This is a genomic window from Lachnotalea sp. AF33-28 (assembly GCF_003477885.1).
Lineage (GTDB): Bacteria > Bacillota > Clostridia > Lachnospirales > Lachnospiraceae > AF33-28.
The window spans coordinates 45,770-63,946 of the sequence record NZ_QUEE01000016.1 but is presented as its reverse complement, the minus strand read 5'-3'; the positions used below and the strand labels follow the sequence as shown (position 1 = coordinate 63,946).

Below are 18,177 nucleotides of genomic sequence, written 5' to 3'. Positions count from 1 at the left end.
CATCCTGTTATACCCCCATCCCTTTTAAAACGCCTTAAAACATCTTTTTCTTTTTAAAATACCAGATGCATATGAGCGCCACCGCTATGCTGATCACCGCTACGGCCGGATATCCGTACTTCCACTCCAGTTCCGGCATGTTGACAAAATTCATCCCGTACCAGCCCGCAATCAGCGACAGAGGCAGAAAGATCGTGGATACCACGGTCAGAAGCTTCATGGTCTGATTCTGCCTGACATCGATCTGAGCCTGATAGATCTCACGGATTTGCACCGAATATTCCCGAAGCAGCTCCGCATACTGGCAAAGCCTCTCCACCCGTTTGGATAGATGGTCAAAATACCTGCCGGATTCAAAATAGTCATATTCATTTGCCTCCAGCCCTTCCGCCAGATCCAGAAGCTGGGCATAGAAGCTGTGGAGATACATCAGTTCCTTGCGTACCTTAACGATCTTACGGTTGAAATTGTCCAGCATATTATTCAGAGTGCGCTCTTCCAGCCGTGTAATCTGATTTTCAAGTTCACCCAGAAATGCAAGATCGCTTTCCAGCAGGCTGCCCAAGTACTCGTATAAAAACCGCTCCGGCGTCATCCCCTTAGCAGGGCGGGACGGCGTAAATGTCTCCAGAAGTTCCTCCGCTTCCCGGTTGTAAAGCGCAAAAATCATCTGATCTTTACGGATCAGTATGGTAAACTTCGCATGGCTCTTCAATATATCGCTTTTTATGGGCACACAGAGTGCGCAAAGAACGGACTCTTCGTACTCCTCCAGTTTCGTAATCCGCAGATTTTTCCCCTCATTAAACAATTGTTGCGGATACCTTCCCTGCAGGCAGAGTTTCTCAAGTTCTTCCATATCATAAAAGGCGGCAGTGAAACCGTCCTCTGCCGCCTCTAAAGTATCTGTCTTTAGTATCTGCTGTCCATTCAACAGATAGATGTGATTTTTCTGCATGACAGCCATCGCTTATACCTTCTCATACCGGTCCACATCCAGAACGAATATGGTAGCTCCGCCCGCATCCACATTGACCGGGATTGCCTGGCTGGTGTTCATCGGAACTCCCTCCGCGGTATAAGGCATATTATATACGATCTGCTGCCGCTTGCCGCACTCTTTCCGTATGATGTCGATCGCCTCGTCAACCTTTTCGTCTTCCGTTCCAATTAACAGGGTGCTGTTGCCTTTACGCAGGAAACCGCCGGTGGTTGAAAGCCTTGTAACGCTAAACCCCTGCCTGTTCAGTTCTTCAATTACAATACTGCCGTCTTCAGCGCGTACAATCGCATAAATCATCTTCATAACAAAATCCCTGCCTTTCCGTTCATCTGCCGCGGCATGCCATCCTTATATCCGTGACTGATCTGCATCTCATGCTCCGGCCTCCGATTACTGTCATCTTATTTATGTAACTATACCTTATTATAATATAAATTATCGAAATTTTCCAGCAAATTCTGTTTTTGATTCGCTATTTCAGTAACAGTTTGTTACTGTTCACACGCGGGAATTTTTCAGTAACTGTGAACAGCAGCTCTATTAGTTAACCGTTACGGCATCGCGTCCGGCCAGCAGTTCGAACAGTTCATGGTAATCCTCTGCGAATATGCTGTTCTTTCTCCAGATAAATGTGAAATCATGCGTTATATGAAAATCCTCCAATGAGATCTCTGCAAGCAGTCCTTCTTCCAGCTCTTTCTGCACTGCGGCCTGGTACAGGAAGGTGATTCCAAGCCCGTCTCCCACCAGCTGCTTGATCGCATTGATATTGCCGATCTCCACCACATTCCGAAAATCGTGAACACCGAGGTTCTTGCTCTCCAGCACGTTCTCCCAAATCTCCCTTGTGCCCGATCCGGGTTCCCGTATGATCACCCGTTCCGGCAGCAGATCCTCAATCCTGCGTACCTTTTTATGAAAAGGATAGTCCTTCCTGCATACGCCGATATAGCGCTCTCTGGAATAAACCAATGAATCATACTCCTCCTTTGGAAAATATCCCTCGACCAGAGCAAAATCAATTTCACTGGAATTCATCCGCTTTAAAAGCTCGGATGTATTCGCCGTCAGCATCCGTATGGCGGTATCCGGATATTTCTGCAGATAGGAAGCGATGGGCCCAGGCATTACATATTCTCCGATGGTCAGCGTCACTCCGAAATTCAGCCGGTTTTTCTTGCGGCTCACCTCGGCAAGCTTTTCCCTAAGGCGCAGATCATCGTGCTTCATCGTGATGGCGGAACTTAGGAACAGGCGTCCGGCAGCTGTCAGTTCGATCTTCTTTCCCCTGTGCTGAAACAGCCTTGTCCGGTATGTTTCCTCCAGATACCGTATGTGCTGTGAAACGGCGGGCTGTGTGATGTTTAATTCCTCTGCCGCTTTTGTATAATTCATATGGGCGCACACCGCCAGAAAAGTGTCGATCCGAAAATCCAGCATATTTTTCTTCCTCCGTAAACATTTCCTATGGAAATAAACTAAAATATAGCAGCAGTCAGCTTAGCCGCCCAGCAACCCGCCTGCGTTCAACACGCCGCTTAGGATCGTATAATATAATAACATAATCTTATTTATAAATAAATAATTATAATTTCATTTTATCTTTAGAAAATGATATAATTGTCCACGCTGTCTGTGCTGAAAATGGGCGGCAATAATGTACGCATCGGTGAAAGGAGTTTATTATGAACTTTATCAAGAAAAACTGGAAGGGTCTTCTTCTGTGTCTCTGCATCGCTGTTCCTTCCTGGTATCTGGGGCATCTGCTCCCGGTGGTGGGCGGTCCGGTTTTCGCCATTCTTCTCGGTATGGTTATCACGCTGTTTCTGAAATCCAGGGATACGCTGCAGCCCGGCATCACCTTTACTTCCAAAAAGATCCTCCAGTATGCGGTGATACTGCTGGGTTTTGGCATGAATCTGACCGATATACTCTCCAAAGGCAGGCAGTCTCTGCCGATCATTTTATCCACGATCTCCACGTCACTGATTATCGCGTTTGTGGTCTGCCGACTGATGAAAATACCCTCACGGATCTCCACGCTGATCGGCGTAGGCTCCTCTATCTGCGGCGGCTCCGCTATCGCCGCGACCGCTCCTGTCATCGGAGCGGACGATGAGGAAATCGCTCAGGCCATATCCGTAATCTTCCTGTTCAATGTGGCGGCAGCGCTGATCTTTCCGACGCTTGGCAGCATGCTGGGCCTGTCCAATGAAGGATTCGGCCTTTTTGCAGGCACGGCTATCAATGACACCTCCTCCGTCACTGCTGCAGCTACCGCCTGGGACGGCATCCATGGGAGCAATACGCTGGATTCAGCCGCTATCGTCAAGTTGACCCGCACGCTGGCCATCATACCGATCACGCTGGTTCTGGCTTTTATCCGCACCCAAAAAGAAGCCGGCCAGACCGCGAATCATGTGAGCCTTAAAAAAATATTTCCTTATTTTGTACTGTTCTTTCTGCTGGCATCCGTTGTGACCACAGTGTTCTCTCTGCCCGCTTCCGTAACCGGCCCGTTAAAGGATTTGAGCAAGTTCTTTATCATCATGGCCATGGCGGCCATCGGCCTGAACACCAATCTTGTCAAGCTGGTAAAGACCGGCGGCAAGCCCATCTTCATGGGCATGTGCTGCTGGATCGGAATCGCGCTGGTCAGCCTGGGGATGCAGCATGTCCTCGGTATATGGTAAACAGCAAATACATAGATATGTAAAAATCTTCTTTCGGGACTTTCCGCCTGCGGCGGGCCGCTTTAACGACATGCTTAAATAATCTGGGAGCTGACGCGCGAATCACTCCGTGCGCCAGCTCCCAGATTATTTATTTTCATACATTATAAAAACTTATAGACTGTCACAGTGTCATACTCTTCTCCCGCCTTAACGACCGGTGAAGGAAATTCCGGCTTGTTCACACTGTCCGGATAGTACTGTGTTTCAAAGCAGACTCCACTTCTGGCATCGTATTTCGCACCGTTCTTTCCGACGGTATCCACGAAATTGCCGGTATAGATCTGTACGCCCGGAAGATCCGTATATACCTCCATGACGCGGCCGGATACAGGGTCTGTCAGCCTGGCCACCAGCTTCTGTTCCCCGTCTGTTTTCAGCACCCAGTTATGATCATAACCCTTGCCGAAAATCAGCGCGTCATACTCAGCACCGATATCTCTGCCGATCGGCTTAGGAACCGTGAAATCCATCGGCGTACCCTTAACAGGGCGGATCTCTCCTGTAGGAATGGACGCCTCGTCAGCCGCCGTAAAATAATCCGAATCCAGCCATATCTCCTGATCCAGCACGGTTCCGGAATCATGTCCCGCCAGATTGAAATAGCTGTGGTTTGTCATATTCATGACCGTGTCCTGATCGCAGACGCCATGATAGGAAATCATAAGCGCATTATCTGCCGTCAGCGTATAGACGACCGTAATGTCCGCATTGCCAGGAAAACCTTGATCCCCATCCGGACTGAAAAGAGAAAATTCCACGGAAGAACCAAGACTTCCTTCCTCCGCCTGCGCCTCCCAGAAGCGCTTGCCGTAATAGTCCGGACCGCTGTGCAGATTATTTATACCGCCGGCTGTGGAAAGCTGAATCCGTCTGCCGCCGAGTAAGAACGCCGCGCCCGCGATGCGGTTGGCATTTCTTCCCACCGTAGCGCCAAAATGCCCGGCTTTCTCCTCATATTCAGCCACATCGTCATAACCCAAAACTACATCCGCCATCTGTCCAGCCTTATCCGGAACCAATACGGATACCAGCGTAGCGCCATAATCGCTGACACTGACACGCATGCCGTTTTCATTTGTCATCGTGTAAAGGGATGCCTTTTCCCCGCTTTTTGTAACCCCGAACTCCCTGACTGTAATCGCCATACCATCCTCCGCCTGTCTTATTTTGCTTTTATATATCCTTTTGCTGTCAGCAGCTCCGCTACCAGAACGGCCCCGCCTGCCGCGCCTCTCAAGGTATTGTGGGACAGACCCACGAATTTATAATCGTATACCGTGTCCTCTCTCAAACGGCCCAGGCAGACGCCCATGCCCTTTTCGTAATCGCGATCCAGTTTTGCCTGTGGGCGGTTGTCTTCCTCAAAATATTTGATGAACTGCTTCGGAGCGCTGGGAAGTCCCAGTTCCTGCGGTTCCCCCTTATACTCGGCCCAGCATTTCAGGATTTCTTCTTTTGTTGGTTTTTTTTCAAAAGATACGAACACGGCGGCCGTATGTCCGTCAGAAACCGGCACACGGATGCACTGTGTGGTGATTAAAGGCGCATCCGCCTTCTTAATCACGCCGTCTTCCACCTTGCCCCAGATTCTTAAAGGCTCCTGCTCGCTCTTTTCCTCTTCTCCGCCGATGAAGGGAATAACATTGTCCACCATCTCCGGCCAGTCTTTAAAGGTCTTACCCGCGCCTGAGATCGCCTGATAGGTGGTAGCAACCACCACCTTGGGTCCGAACTGTTTTAACGCGTGGAGGGCGGGCGTATAGCTCTGTATGGAGCAGTTGGGTTTAACGGCAATAAATCCGCGCAAAGTTCCCAGACGCTTTTTCTGGAACGGGATTACCTCCAGATGTTCCGGATTGATCTCCGGGATCACCATCGGCACATCGGGCGTCCATCTGTGGGCGCTGTTGTTGGAGACTACGGGGATTTCCGCTTTCGCATAAGCTTCCTCAATGGCCTTTATCTCATCTTTGGTCATGTCCACCGCGCTGAATACGAAATCCACGCAGGAAGCTACCTCTTCCACTTCGTTTACATTTTTAACGATGATATGTTTCACAGCTTCCGGCATCGGAGTGCTCATTTTCCAACGTCCACCGACAGCCTCCTCATATGTCTTACCCGCGCTTCTGGGGCTGGCAGCAATCGCCGCGACCTCAAACCAGGGATGATTCTCCAATAAGGACACGAATCTCTGTCCCACCATTCCGGTACCGCCAAGGATACCTACCTTAAGCTTTTCACTCATAACGTACTCTCCTTTTTCTTACTCATTCGGTATTACCGCAGGAAATCCGCCGCGGAAAAAAGCTGCCATTTTCGGCACCGCCTCCGCAGTGCGTATGCGCTTTGCGCACACTTGTCTTTTGCGATCATACTTTATTGGAAAGTATCGTACCCCATTTTGACGAAAAATGCAACCGATTAACGGTGTTTTTTTGAAAGTTTATGCGATATGAATAAGATCAGGCCAAAAGATGAGCAAAAAATAGCAATCCAGACGAGAGCCGCGAAAGCGTCTCCGGTATCGGCGGAAGGACTCGGCACCAATGACGCATCCGAAGGTGCCGGCGTTGTCTGAACCGGAGCCTGTGTTGTGGGAGCCGGCACCGTTTCCGGGGCAGGTGTTGTCTCCACCGGAGTTTCTGGCACGCTTTCTGTAACCGTCCTGTTATAAACAATGAGCTTCTGCCTGTCGACGGTTTCCATTATCTCAAAATGCATGGGCTTTGCTTTTTGATATCCGTCCGGAGCTTTTGTCTCTTCCATTATATAAAAACCTGGAGGGATGTGGGTGAACTCGACCGGCGTCCCGTCTGTAACAAATTCTTCATACAGCTCTCCTCTGCCGCCGGATTTATCTGAGCAGTAAATGGCAAAAGAGGCTCCGGAGAGCGGTTTTGCGTTCTCTGCATCCAGTTTGTGTACCTCCAGGGTGGTATAGCTGTCTTCAAAATACACATTAAGTTCTTCTTCAAGCGCCGGAACATAAATTCCCATGGGCAAAGAAGCCACATATCCGAGATGGCACGGTGCCTGAAGCTCCTCCAGTATATAATGGCCGCAAGGGATTCTCATCAGGCTGCGGCCGGCATCCTCCGTAGTCCAGGCCGCGCCTGGCACGGCTTCCTTTGCTCCTGTTTCATCGGTAAGATAGGCCAGCAGATCCCCTTCATCCGTTTCGATGAGCGTCGGTTCCTTTAACTTTGTATCACAATAGAGGCGGACGGTTTCCGTGACATTTTCTTTTTCCACATAGCGCACCACCGTCTGATCAGCTAACGTTCTCTCCTTCCAGACAAAACGTTCCCGCACGGCCGGATACAGTGCTGCCATTTCGCCATCCGTTTCACTTATCTCAATCAGCTCCGGATCGACCTTTTCCGCTTTGTACAGGCATAATCTGGCGTCCGGGACATGGATTTCTCCCTCTGAACCGGTTTCCACTTTATGGACACACACCCGTATCGGCTGATCCAATACCTCCACAACAGCTGTATCCCCTCCGCTTCCCGAAATCACCTCCGCTTCCTGCACGCGCTCTCCCTCCTCCGTAAAGCTCACCTGGTCGGAATAGATTTCAATGAGGATATCCTTTGCCGGCAGGTATCCTTCCGGAGGCTGTATTTCTTTCAACAGGTATACTCCCGCTCTAAGCGGTTCATAGGTGCGCAGGCTGCCGTCTGCGGATGTCTCGTAAACCTCATATCCGATGCGCCTGCTGCCGGTCTCCTGATACTGGATCACCTTATGATTATCGCTGTCGTAAAGCTCAAACAGAACGCCTGCTTTCAAAAGCGGCTCTTTATTCTCTTTATCCTTTTTCACCAGCTTCAGCCTGCAGCGGTAAACTTTATTCATGACATTTACATGCTGATACCCTTCCGATTTATCCGGGTCAGCCAGGTTCCCCGGCTCCGGCAGCATGCTCCACTCGATATCTTCCATCCTATGGACACCGTCAAAGGGTATCTCAATCTCTATGGGCGCCGCAGTTTCATATTCCTTGTTGGGAAGCTCCGTGGGCTGCTGTTCCGCCACAGTATAAACACCATAAGGAAGCAGCCCGGTCCTCACAATGCTCTGATTTAAATGATCGGTGTTTGTATAGATCACCGTCTCCCCATTTTCTCCCGCTTTCAGAGGCTCTGCCAGCGAAAAGTCAAAATGTCTGTAATCATAGCTGCCGTCCGGGTTCTGCCCTAGCCCCTGCTTCACCAGATCACTGCGCAGATAAAAGCAGAATCCCGAATGATCCAGCAGTGTTCCCTCATCGGTAGTTTTATGCAGCTCCACCGCCTGGCGGATCACCTGTTCCTCCACAGAGGCCTCTACGGTCACTACCGGCGTGTCCTGGCCCGGATCCGCGATCGTTACCGGATAAGTTTTGGCGCAGAGCTCATATCCCGTGCTTCTGTGTAACTCACGGATATAGTAGCTGCCAAGATACAGATCCTCCAATACCGCTCTTGCCTGACCGTCGGTGGTCATCTCGGCAACCAGCCGGTCCTTTTCATAGAGCTGCCCCGTCTTCTGATCCGGATGCAGGATCGGCTCTGCCGCATACAGGCCGTATACTGCACCGGACAATGCCGCGTCCCCCTGCGGTACCGGCTGTCCCGTCTCCAGATCTCTCTTTACAAGCTCGATCCTGCCCTTTATGCGGTCATTTTTCAAGGTGATCTCTGCCGTTTCACCGCTCTTCACCTCGATCTGAATCACCGAACGTCCGTTATAATAGCCGGGCGGTGCTGTAATCTCTCTTACATAATAAATACCCGGTTCCAGCTGTACCTCCTGGCCGCCTGCCGATTGTGCGGCCAATTCGCTGCAGCCTTTATCCCGATAAAATCCCAGCAGCGCGCCGTCAAGCTCCCGACCGGTTTCCGAGCATACCTTCTTTATCTTGCCAAAGCCGTAAACCTGCACATTTTCCTGTCCGGATGCGTTTGTCTGTCCTGTGCCAAATGTAAGGCTGCGAAGTTCCAGCATATCCTGGGTGGTGGATTTCCCGCTCTCAAACCACACCAGCTCCGCGTTGTATTCCCCATAATACCCGGTCAGATCCAGCTGTACCGAGGCAGACTTTTTAAGCTGTACGGTAAGCCTGTCTGTTCCGTTACCGGTTTCCGAGTGAAACTGTCCGTTCGTCAGGGTAATCGGTTCCCCATTGAGCCACAGGCTGTCACCGCCGTCTATTCCAGTTATGATCCCGTCATAACCGCTTAGATTTTCTGCCTGAATCACGAAAGTCAGCCGGTCCCCCTCCACACTCTTTTCCTGTACCCCCACGCTGTGAGGAATTTTTACAGACGCATCTCCGTAATGGGCAATACGGTAAAGGGTATCCGCCATCCCGGCCGCGTCTTCACCGGTCAGATTCCCATAGCGAGTATGGTGGTTGGCATTGTAGTTCTTGCCATGGTAGGAGGAATCGTTAATCTGCACATACATCCAGATCGCAAGCTGTGTAGCCTGCCACTGTGCCTCCTCACTAAGCCCCCGCGCCGACCAATAGGCGCTGTTGTACGGAAAGCCGTTTTCCAGTATGGTCCGGATCCCCCCGCTTGAATGAATCTGCCCTGAGTCCACCGGAGCATAGGCATCGGATGCCTTCGGATCGTCCAGCCCCCCGTTTAAGCAGAAGCAGCGGACTCCGTTATGATAATACGCGTTGTATACCCCATAGGCCATGCCATGGCTGTAGACAGGATCGCTGTCCGATATGTAATGCGTCCCCACCTTTGAAGAGTAAAATGAATCCTCCGCCTCCGCGGTCAGAGGATGTGCCCAAAACATGCCGAATGCGGCAATCAAGGCACAGACATAAGCCAGCGCTCTTATCCAAAATGAGCGCGCAGAAAAATAAGGTCTTCTCATGGATTGATCTCCTTAATTGTACAAACTATCATCAGGTGTCTCCTGACTGCCTGCTGTTGTTATTTCAGTTCTCTTATTGGGGATTGGGAGGGGCAGAAATGCCCGATCTGATTGGTTGTTACTCTAAAATAGCATAGGTTTGGAAATAATTCAACAGTTTTTTTGCTGTTGCCGTAAACTGTTGCCGTTAACTTCCCGCATATGACAGAAGAGAGCATGGTCCTCATTGGGACACGCTCTCGCGCCGTGAAATGCGGGAATCGGATGAAGCTACCGTCAGAGAATACTATACAGAACTCGGTGTGAAAAAGGGTGTGAAAAAGGGCGAAGACTATTTCGCCCAATTGACCTCACGTCTGCTGCAAGACTCCCGTTCAGATGATCTTCTTCGTGCAGCCGGTGATGAGATATTTCGAAATCGTCTATATCATGAGTACGGAATAAAAATAGAGAAGGACCTTTGATCTTTTTTAATAACAGCAAGTGCCAATCTCTCTGCTTGGCACTTGCTGCTTTATCGGTCCTCCGGACAAGCCATCCGCTAGAAACAGCCCTGTACCCGAAAACGTCCAAACATGAATTATTTTATGATATCGCTTTGCCCGTCCTCTTCCACTTCCCGGTACGGTATTCCAGATAAGATATGACGAAGTTCGCAAGCCAGCCGATCGGAACCGCAAACCATACCATCTGTATACCAAAGGCAGGTGCCAGCGTAACAGCGATAATGACGCGGATCGCCAGGTTTACCAGATTAGCCACAGTGAACATCTTCATATCACCCGCTCCGCGCAGCAGCCCGTCCGTCAGCATCTTACATCCGATCAGAGCGAAAAACCAGCCCATAAACTTAAGGTAGCCTATGCCCGTCTGCATAGCGAGCTGTGTGCCGTCCGCCCCCAGAAACATGGTGATGATCGGCCTGTAAAAGAGCTCCAGTGCCGCGCAGATCACCATGGCAAATCCCCCAATCAGACATAAACCGGAGTGATATCCTTTTGGAACACGCTCCATCTCTCCGGCTCCGATATTCTGCGAAGTGTAGGAGGAAATTGCATTGCCCATGGCCGCCATCGGCACAACGCAAATGCTTTCCACCCGCATAGCGGCCGAAAAGCCTGCCAGCATCTCCGCGCCAAAGCTGTTTACCACTGACTGCACCAGCATCATGCCGATGGACACCGTGGACTGCTGCAGTATAGACGGAAGCGCAATGCGGACCATGCTGCCCAATTCTGCAGCGTCAAAGAGAGGTTGCCGGTCGGCCGGATAAGTGGACATTTCCTTCAGGAAGAGCAGGAAAGCCGCCACTGCGGAAATTCCCTGTGCGATCAGCGTAGCCCATGCCACCCCTGCCACTCCCATATGCAGAGAGCACACCATATAAATATCCAGAAGGATATTAAATATAGAAGAAAAGATCAACAGATACAGCGGTATGCGTGAACGCCCCAGCGCATTAAACATCGCCGACAGCACATTATACATGAACAAAAAGGGCAGGCCCAGAAAATAAATATTCAAGTATTCCGACGCCATATCCAGCACTTGTGCCGGCGTATTTAAAGCCCGCATGATCGACTTTCCGCACAGCGCTCCTACGATCCCCAGAATAATGCTCAGAACCAGAAACGACAGCAGAGCGGTGGAAACAGACCGTTTCATCTTTCCGTACTCCCTGGCGCCAAAATACCTGCTGGTGATCACGGAAGCGCCCATGCCGCCTCCGATGGCGACAGATATGAATACTGTTGTCAGCGAGTAAGATGCGCCTACCGCCGCCAGGGCATTTTCATTTACAAAACGGCCCACCACCACTGAATCCGCCATGGTATAGAACTGCTGGAACAGATTGCCGATGATCATCGGCAGCGCAAACAGAAAGAGCGCTTTTATCGGTTTTTTATGTATCAGATATTCCTTTTCCATTTCTATTTACTTCTCCTTATTGCCGGTAAGGTGCGGCCGCACCCTATGCGGCCCAAATCAGCTCTGTTTAGTATAGATGTTTCCCTGCCGGCTGTCAAGCAGCGGGCAGCCACGAACCTCGCATGAACTACAGGCAGCCACTGACCACGCGCGAACTACGGACGTAAACGGTGGGATCTGATCTGCTGGAAACAAACTTTCTGTACAGTAAATTTTTGCCGGAGATTCTTGAATGCTGCTCCATTGTATGCGCAGACCGTATCTGGTATGATAAATATGTAGCAGTTTCGGAGGGCGGGGCTTTCTCGGTCAAGAAGATGCGCCGTCTAAGCAGCTACATGAATACATCGATCGATGATATTAGAGCGCGCGGAAAGGATAGAAATGAAACTAAACGAAATCATACGAATAAAACGTAAAGAACAAAACCTGACACAGGAGGAGGCCGCCAAACGGCTCGGCGTATCCGCTTCAGCTTTTAACAAATGGGAAAAGGGAAACGCCTGTCCGGATATTGCCGTACTTCCGGCGCTGGCCCGCCTCCTGAAAACCGATCTGAATACGCTGTTCTCCTTCAGAGAAGAACTGACCGAACAGGAAATCGGCCTGTTCTGCGAAGAGCTTAGCAGCATCATAAAACAGGACGGTTTTGAAAAAGGTTATGCTGTGGCAATGGAAAAGCTGCAGGAGTACCCGGACTGCGGTCCGCTGATTGGCATGACCGCATCTACGCTGGACGGCGCGCTGTTCATGTTCGCTCCTGCCTCCAGGGAAAGCTATTCCGAACAGCTTGAACAGCTTTATGAGCGGGCCGCGCTGTGTGACGATATGGCGACCAGGGACTTTGCCAATTATATGCTGGCTGCCCGCTGCATGCAGCACGGCGACTATGACAGAGCCGAGGAACTGTTAGATCAGCTGACCGATAAGCCGGCCGTGGACAAGAACCACATGAAGGCCAATCTGTTCGTCAAGCTGGGGCGGCTGGATGAGGCCGCGCAGATACTGGAACGCAAGCTGATGGCGGCGGCAAGCGATGTTCAGTCTGCCCTGCTGGCGCTCATGACGCTGGCATTAAATGAAAATGATATGGAAACCGCCGGTTATCTCGCGGAGGTTTCACAAAAATCCTCACGTTTGCTGGAGAGCTGGGAATACAACTCCTATGTGGCAGCATTCGAACTGGCCGCCGCCAAAAAAGACGGCGATACCTGTATGGAGATGCTGACAGGGATGGCTGATGCATTAAAGAAGCCATGGTTGTTTTCCCAATCCAGGCTCTACCGCCATGTCCCGCAGAAGATCCCGCAGAATAAATCTGATCTTTCAGAAATACTGCCAGGTCTTTTAGCTTCCATTAAGAGCGATGAGGATATGGAATTTCTAAAAAACCGGACGGATTTTGACAGCTTATTGGAGCAGCATCCGCTTACATGATCCTGCTTTTCGTTTCTGCGGCTCTGATCGGTTCGGTTATTTTCCTGCCACGGACAAATGCGAAATCAAAACAGAGGGGGATCCGACCACGGATGCCCCTTTGGGCATGCCGAAATGCAGATCGGAACCCACCGCCAGAATATCTTTCAGCAGGTCAAAGAAATTGCCGGCTACCGTAAAAGACTTGATCGGGTGTGATACTTTGCCGTCTCTGATAAAAAATCCCGCGCTTTCAATAGAGAAATCTCCGGTCACCTCATTGGTTCCCGCATGCAGCCCCTTAATTTCATTCACAAGTACGCCCTCTTTGATTCCTGCACACAGCAGCTCACGGCTTTTCACTCCCGGTTTCAGATACAGACAGAAATATCCCGGCGAGACGGTCTGGTCATATCTTCCCTTTATTCCGTTTCCTGTGCTCACCGTGCCTGCCACCCCGGCTGTCTTTCGGTCATACAAAAGTGTGGTCAGTATTCCTCCGTCTATGATCTTCTTTTCCCGAACCGCTGTTCCCTCATCATCAAAAGGCGTCTGCACCGGACTATAACGGCACAGCGGGTCCTCTATGAGGGTAACGCACTTTGCTGCTGTCTGCTGTCCTTCCAGTCCCGAAAGCAGCGATAAGCCCTTCTGCGCATTCTCTGCCGAAAACACTGCGCTAAACGCCTCTAAAAATGTAATCATCTGTCGGCTGTCAAAGATCACAGGATAGCTTCCGGATGGCACCAAAACTGCGCCCAGCTTAGCGCATCCGTCACCGGCCGCTTCCTTTGCCATCCCATCCGGATCAAACTGCGCCATATCACCGACTGCCAAAGACCGGCCCACATTGGTCTCATCCCCTTGCCTTACCAGCGCCTCAATAAACGCCACGGAATAGCCGGTGCTATTTTCCAGATCCAGTCCGAGGGGATTATACAGCCTGACTGTACGCCTGCGGCTGATCACGCAGCTCTCTGTGCCGTCCGATACCCGCGCATCCGCGGCATAGGCCGCTTTCTGGAGCGCAAGGACTTCTTCCGTAAGGCTTGCAACATCGGGAATGTCATATGCTTCCACCGTTTTCTCTCCATATATTTCTTCATCGGCACGCAGCCCTTCCGCCGATGCCGTCTCAAAGAGCGATGCATTTTCCAGCGCCCGGTCGAACAGCATTCCGATCTGACTCTCATCCGGCAGCTCTGTGGACGCATAGCCGGTCCGACCGTCCGCAGTCAGCCTTAAACAGATTCCTCCCTGCTTCTGGCTGGAAAACCCCTTCACATCCTCCCGAAAGGCGCTGATCTTTGCCATTTCTTCTTCCACATAATATAGTTCGTAATCTGTAAGGTTTCGCCTTTTCGCTTCCTTAACTGCCAGCTCTTTCCATCTATTAAAATCCATATTGACCCCTCCTATCTTCCGCCCACGGTTATAGAAGACACACGGATCAGCGGCTGCCCCACATCTGTCGGGATACTTCCGCTGGATGACCCGCACATTCCCTGTGCCGTTGCCAGATTCTGCCCCACCATATCGATTGCGGACAGCACCTCTGCCCCATTGCCGATCAGGCTCGCTCCACGGACAGGTTCGCATACTTTTCCGTTTCTGATCAGATACCCTTCCCTGACGCTGAAATTAAACGCTCCTGTCACAGGGTTCACAGATCCTCCGCCCATACTTTTTGCGTAAAGACCGTATTCTATAGAAGCTATAATATCCTCATTGCGATCCGGCCCATTTAGGAGAAATGTGTTTGTCATGCGTGAAGTCGGCTCAAACAAATAACTCTGGCGCCTTGCGCTGCCGGTAGACGGCATGCCCATACGCCGGCCGTTAAAGCGATCCACCAGGTAGGATTTTAAGATGCCGTTTTCAATCAGTACATTGCGCCGGGAGGGAGTGCCTTCATCATCGATATTGACCGAGCCCCATGCCCCTGGGATCGTGCCGTCATCTACCGCTGTCACCTTGGGACAGGCCACCCGTAAGCCCAGTTTCCCGGCAAATTCAGACTGGCCGTAGGCCACCGACGAGGCTTCCAGCGAATGCCCGCATGCCTCATGAAAGATAACACCGCCAAAACCGTTTTCAATGGCCACCGCCATCCTGCCAGCCGGGCAGTATCCGGCCTTAAGCATGGTCATTGCCTGCGCCGACGCGGCCCTTCCAACCTCAGAAGGCAATATGGTTTCAAACATCTCCAGACCCATGCGCCGGCCCGGTGAACTAAAGCCCTGCTGGTTGGACATGCCGTCGCTGGCCGTGGAGACCACCATGAGTCTGGTCCGTATCTGCCGGTCAGCCGTATAAAGCCCCTCGCTGTTGGCAATCAGTATATTGTGGTCAAAATCCATCAGTCTGGTCTTAACCTGTGCGATGGCGCTGTCATACCCCCGGGCCGCCGCATCAGCCTCCTTTACAATCTCCAGTTTTACCGCATTTGACACGCTGGACGGCACTGTTTTAATCGGATGCCGGTCGCCGTTTAAGCGTTCCGTCAAGCGGATCATCCTCTCTGAACGGCTCTGTCCGATCACATCCGCTGCTTTCGCCGCACATGCCATGAGACCGCTTTGCGTGATATCCGTGGTGGAAACATGGACAGAACGCAGGCCATTGAATACACGGATACCGGCTCCGGACAACAGTCCGTCATGTATGGAATCCAGTTTTCCTCCGGTCATCACGATTTCGTTTTCTTTTGTCCGTTCCACAAACACTTCTGCGAAATCCGCACCGGTGGCCATAGCCCTGGCAAGCACTTTTTCTAATATATTTTTTTCAATCATAGCTCTCCTTCCTTCACCGTCTGTATCTGATCTAAATTATAGCGAAATAAAAACGTTCCGGCAACCATAATTTATTGTATATAACAGTTTCGGCAGCGGGAAAACCGATGCAAAGGCAGGTAAGTAACCGTTCACAGTTACCGTAAAGTTCCCGCGCAAGACAGGGTAAGTTATCGTTTTTCGATAAATAGATGTTGACTTTCAGTTTTTCTTCTTATATAATTCAAGTAACAAATATCCGGCAGAACGGACGGAGCGGGAGGAGCAGAAAACACATTATGCAGCAGTTAAAATTATCACAATGGCTAAAGGGCGTTACCATATTTGTAGGAATCATCGGAGGGCTGTTCTTCTTTTTATTCGTTCCCACCTATGGCAGGAATATGCTGACGCTCTATCCGGAATTTTCTTCACTGTTCTATCTATACCTGATCATGATCTGGATCGGCGCCATCCCCTGCTATCTGGCGCTCTACCAGTTCTGGAAGGTCTGCGTCCAGATCGGAAAGGACAATTCCTTCAGCCATGAAAATGCAAAATCGCTGCAGAACATCGGCCGCCTTGCCCTGATCGATACCGCATATTGTTTGATCGGTATACTGGTGCTGCTTTTGGCCAACTCGCTGCATATCTTTCTCTTTATCGCAGCCCTGTTCATCATAGCCGCAGGTATCGCTATTGCAGTCATTGCCGCCGTCCTGTCCCATCTGATCGAAAAGGCCTGGCAGATGAAGCAGGAAAACGACCTCACGATATAACCGCCCTGTTAAATAAAAGCTGCAAACAGGATTCTTTGCTGCTGCGGATCGCTTTAGCGGCATAATGCCCTGTCTGAAATAAAAAGCTCCGGCGTCAATGCGTATACAGCACATTGGCGCCGGAGCTTTTTTCAGATCAAATATCGGAACAGCTGGAACACCCATGAGGTGATACCGAAGAGGAACTTCTTCGGCCCGGGCAGCTGTACCGCAGGCACATCCGGATTCTCTTCATAATTTCCGTCCTGTCCCACCTTTAACGCCTGCGCATGCATGGCGGCAATCTTTCCATTCAAATCCCGGTTAATCTCTTCGCTGTGAATGACAAACATCACTTCCGTATCAATATAAACACTGCGCATATCCAGGTTGAAGGATCCGATCACCGCGATATCATCGTCCACGAGTATGGATTTGCCGTGGGAGGAATGGTCTCCCTGAAATTCATACAGATCCACACCCGTATCCAATATCTTACCGCGGTTGTGGACATAGTCCGATGATGCCATGAAATTATCTCCCACGGCAACGGAATTGACCTGCATGGAAAATTGTCCCACCGCTCGGTCTATGTCCTTCATCCCCTGATACATATCCTTGCTGAAAACCGCATAGGGGGTCTGTATGTAGACACCGCTCTTTGCCTGCTTCATCAGCTGCTCCAGTTCATACCATACATAGGGTTCCTTCGCCATAATATGCGTGGGGTTATGGATAAAGGAGATCTTATGCGTTTCCATTGTCACGGCCTCATAGTCAAAGGACTCGGCAAACAGCTCCGGCTGTTGATCCGCCATCTCCTGATAATGGCTGCGCAGCCACTCGGCGGAGGATTCTGTTTTCGCCTTAAGGCGGCCGGGAACGCTGTCAAACACATATTGACAGGAATCTTCCTCCCAGAGCGCGTCAAAATAATCCTTTACCTCAAACAGGACGCTTTCGCGGTTCGCGGCATCCTCATAGGCGGTATTGTAGATCAGCACTTCCCTGTCGTAGCTGGGGTTTGATGTCTGATTTTCCCCCAGAAAGTAATCGAAAGTATTTCTCCCGCCTGCCAGCAGAAGTTTATCGTCCACGATTACATACTTGTCGTGCATGCGGCCGTTCGCTGTCCAGGGCATCAGAAGATTCGGCACATTATAAAACTTGATTTCAAAATTCGGGTGGCTGCCGGCGGCATAAAACAGCGGATCGCCCGACATATGCACTGTGCCGTACAATCCGTCCACCATCACCTGTACCTTCACCCCGCGGTCGGCTGCCGCCAGAAGCGCCGCAAATACGTCGTTGCAGCTGTCCCCAGGACGTATATCGAATGTGGTCAGGATAATGCGCTCCTTCGCTTCCTGTATCATCTGTATCCGAACATCCAGGGCTTCCTTATTGGTCTCCACGATCGCCGCCCGATCCACACCGGTTCCCGTCCCGTAAAAGGCGGAGGGATCCACCTTGCTGCTGTAGTCCTCGCTTACCTTTTTAGGGAAAGCGAAGGGGAGCAGCGCTCCTGCAATCACATATAACAGAAAGACCAGCAGGATACGGACAATCCATTTCATAACAGACATTTTCTTTCCTCTTTTCATACAAGAAATTCTAGCATGATTACATCGGTTCGTCAATCCGGCTCTCCGCTTTCTTTCTTAAAAAACTCTATCAAAATT

General features: G+C 50.7%; 13 protein-coding genes. 3 read left to right on the top strand and 10 right to left on the bottom strand.

Translation table 11 applies throughout. The annotated features are described in order from the left end of the window. Positions 1-34: 34 nt before the first annotated feature. From DWZ56_RS18780 to DWZ56_RS18770, 3 genes are all read right to left on the bottom strand, one after another. The gene (locus DWZ56_RS18780; protein ID WP_118558145.1) at positions 35-967 is read right to left on the bottom strand and encodes a magnesium transporter CorA family protein; all 933 of its coding nucleotides are present in this window, start codon (positions 965-967) and stop codon (positions 35-37) included. Between the two features lie 3 nt (positions 968-970). After that, positions 971-1,306: a cyclic-di-AMP receptor gene (locus tag DWZ56_RS18775; protein ID WP_118558144.1), complete on the bottom strand. Its 336-nt coding sequence runs from the start codon at positions 1,304-1,306 to the stop codon at positions 971-973. Between the two features lie 237 nt (positions 1,307-1,543). After that, positions 1,544-2,443, bottom strand: a complete 900-nt coding sequence (locus tag DWZ56_RS18770; RefSeq protein ID WP_118558143.1) for a LysR family transcriptional regulator — start codon at positions 2,441-2,443, stop codon at positions 1,544-1,546. Positions 2,444-2,688: 245 nt separating this feature from the next. On the opposite strand from DWZ56_RS18770, the gene DWZ56_RS18765 reads away from it, so the two are divergent. Next, positions 2,689-3,696, top strand: a complete 1,008-nt coding sequence (locus DWZ56_RS18765) for a YeiH family protein (protein ID WP_118558142.1) — start codon at positions 2,689-2,691, stop codon at positions 3,694-3,696. A gap of 143 nt (positions 3,697-3,839) precedes the next feature. Here the strand turns inward: DWZ56_RS18765 and DWZ56_RS18760 are convergent, their stop codons facing one another. From DWZ56_RS18760 to DWZ56_RS18740, 4 genes are all read right to left on the bottom strand, one after another. Continuing rightward, the gene (locus tag DWZ56_RS18760; protein ID WP_118558141.1) at positions 3,840-4,883 is read right to left on the bottom strand and encodes an aldose epimerase family protein; all 1,044 of its coding nucleotides are present in this window, start codon (positions 4,881-4,883) and stop codon (positions 3,840-3,842) included. Positions 4,884-4,900: 17 nt separating this feature from the next. After that, positions 4,901-5,986 (bottom strand): aspartate-semialdehyde dehydrogenase, encoded by a 1,086-nt coding sequence (asd, locus tag DWZ56_RS18755; protein WP_118558140.1) that lies wholly within the window; start codon positions 5,984-5,986, stop codon positions 4,901-4,903. 176 nt (positions 5,987-6,162) lie between these two features. Then, complete coding sequence (locus tag DWZ56_RS18750; RefSeq protein ID WP_118558139.1) at positions 6,163-9,618, bottom strand: MSCRAMM family protein; 3,456 nt, start codon at positions 9,616-9,618, stop codon at positions 6,163-6,165. A 585-nt stretch (positions 9,619-10,203) separates the two neighbouring features. Beyond that, entirely contained in the window at positions 10,204-11,547 is a 1,344-nt protein-coding gene (locus DWZ56_RS18740) for an MATE family efflux transporter (RefSeq protein WP_118558137.1), read from the bottom strand. 384 nt (positions 11,548-11,931) lie between these two features. Here DWZ56_RS18740 and DWZ56_RS18735 point away from each other — a divergent pair, with 384 nt between their 5' ends. After that, positions 11,932-12,984 (top strand): helix-turn-helix domain-containing protein, encoded by a 1,053-nt coding sequence (locus DWZ56_RS18735; RefSeq protein ID WP_158584659.1) that lies wholly within the window; start codon positions 11,932-11,934, stop codon positions 12,982-12,984. Positions 12,985-13,020: 36 nt separating this feature from the next. Here DWZ56_RS18735 and DWZ56_RS18730 read toward each other — a convergent pair whose 3' ends face one another. Together DWZ56_RS18730 and DWZ56_RS18725 are read right to left on the bottom strand one after the other, a co-directional pair. Next, a complete protein-coding gene (locus tag DWZ56_RS18730; protein WP_118558135.1) occupies positions 13,021-14,367 on the bottom strand; it encodes a TldD/PmbA family protein in 1,347 nt (448 codons plus the stop codon). Positions 14,368-14,378: 11 nt separating this feature from the next. Beyond that, positions 14,379-15,758, bottom strand: a complete 1,380-nt coding sequence (locus DWZ56_RS18725; protein ID WP_118558134.1) for a TldD/PmbA family protein — start codon at positions 15,756-15,758, stop codon at positions 14,379-14,381. Positions 15,759-16,036: 278 nt separating this feature from the next. Between DWZ56_RS18725 and DWZ56_RS18720 the strand changes: the two genes are divergently transcribed. Then, entirely contained in the window at positions 16,037-16,516 is a 480-nt protein-coding gene (locus DWZ56_RS18720) for a DUF2975 domain-containing protein (RefSeq protein ID WP_158584658.1), read from the top strand. Between the two features lie 131 nt (positions 16,517-16,647). On the opposite strand, the gene DWZ56_RS18715 is transcribed toward DWZ56_RS18720, so the two are convergent. Next, the gene (locus tag DWZ56_RS18715) at positions 16,648-18,081 is read right to left on the bottom strand and encodes a phospholipase D family protein (RefSeq protein WP_243095364.1); all 1,434 of its coding nucleotides are present in this window, start codon (positions 18,079-18,081) and stop codon (positions 16,648-16,650) included. Between the last annotated feature and the right edge of the window lie 96 nt (positions 18,082-18,177).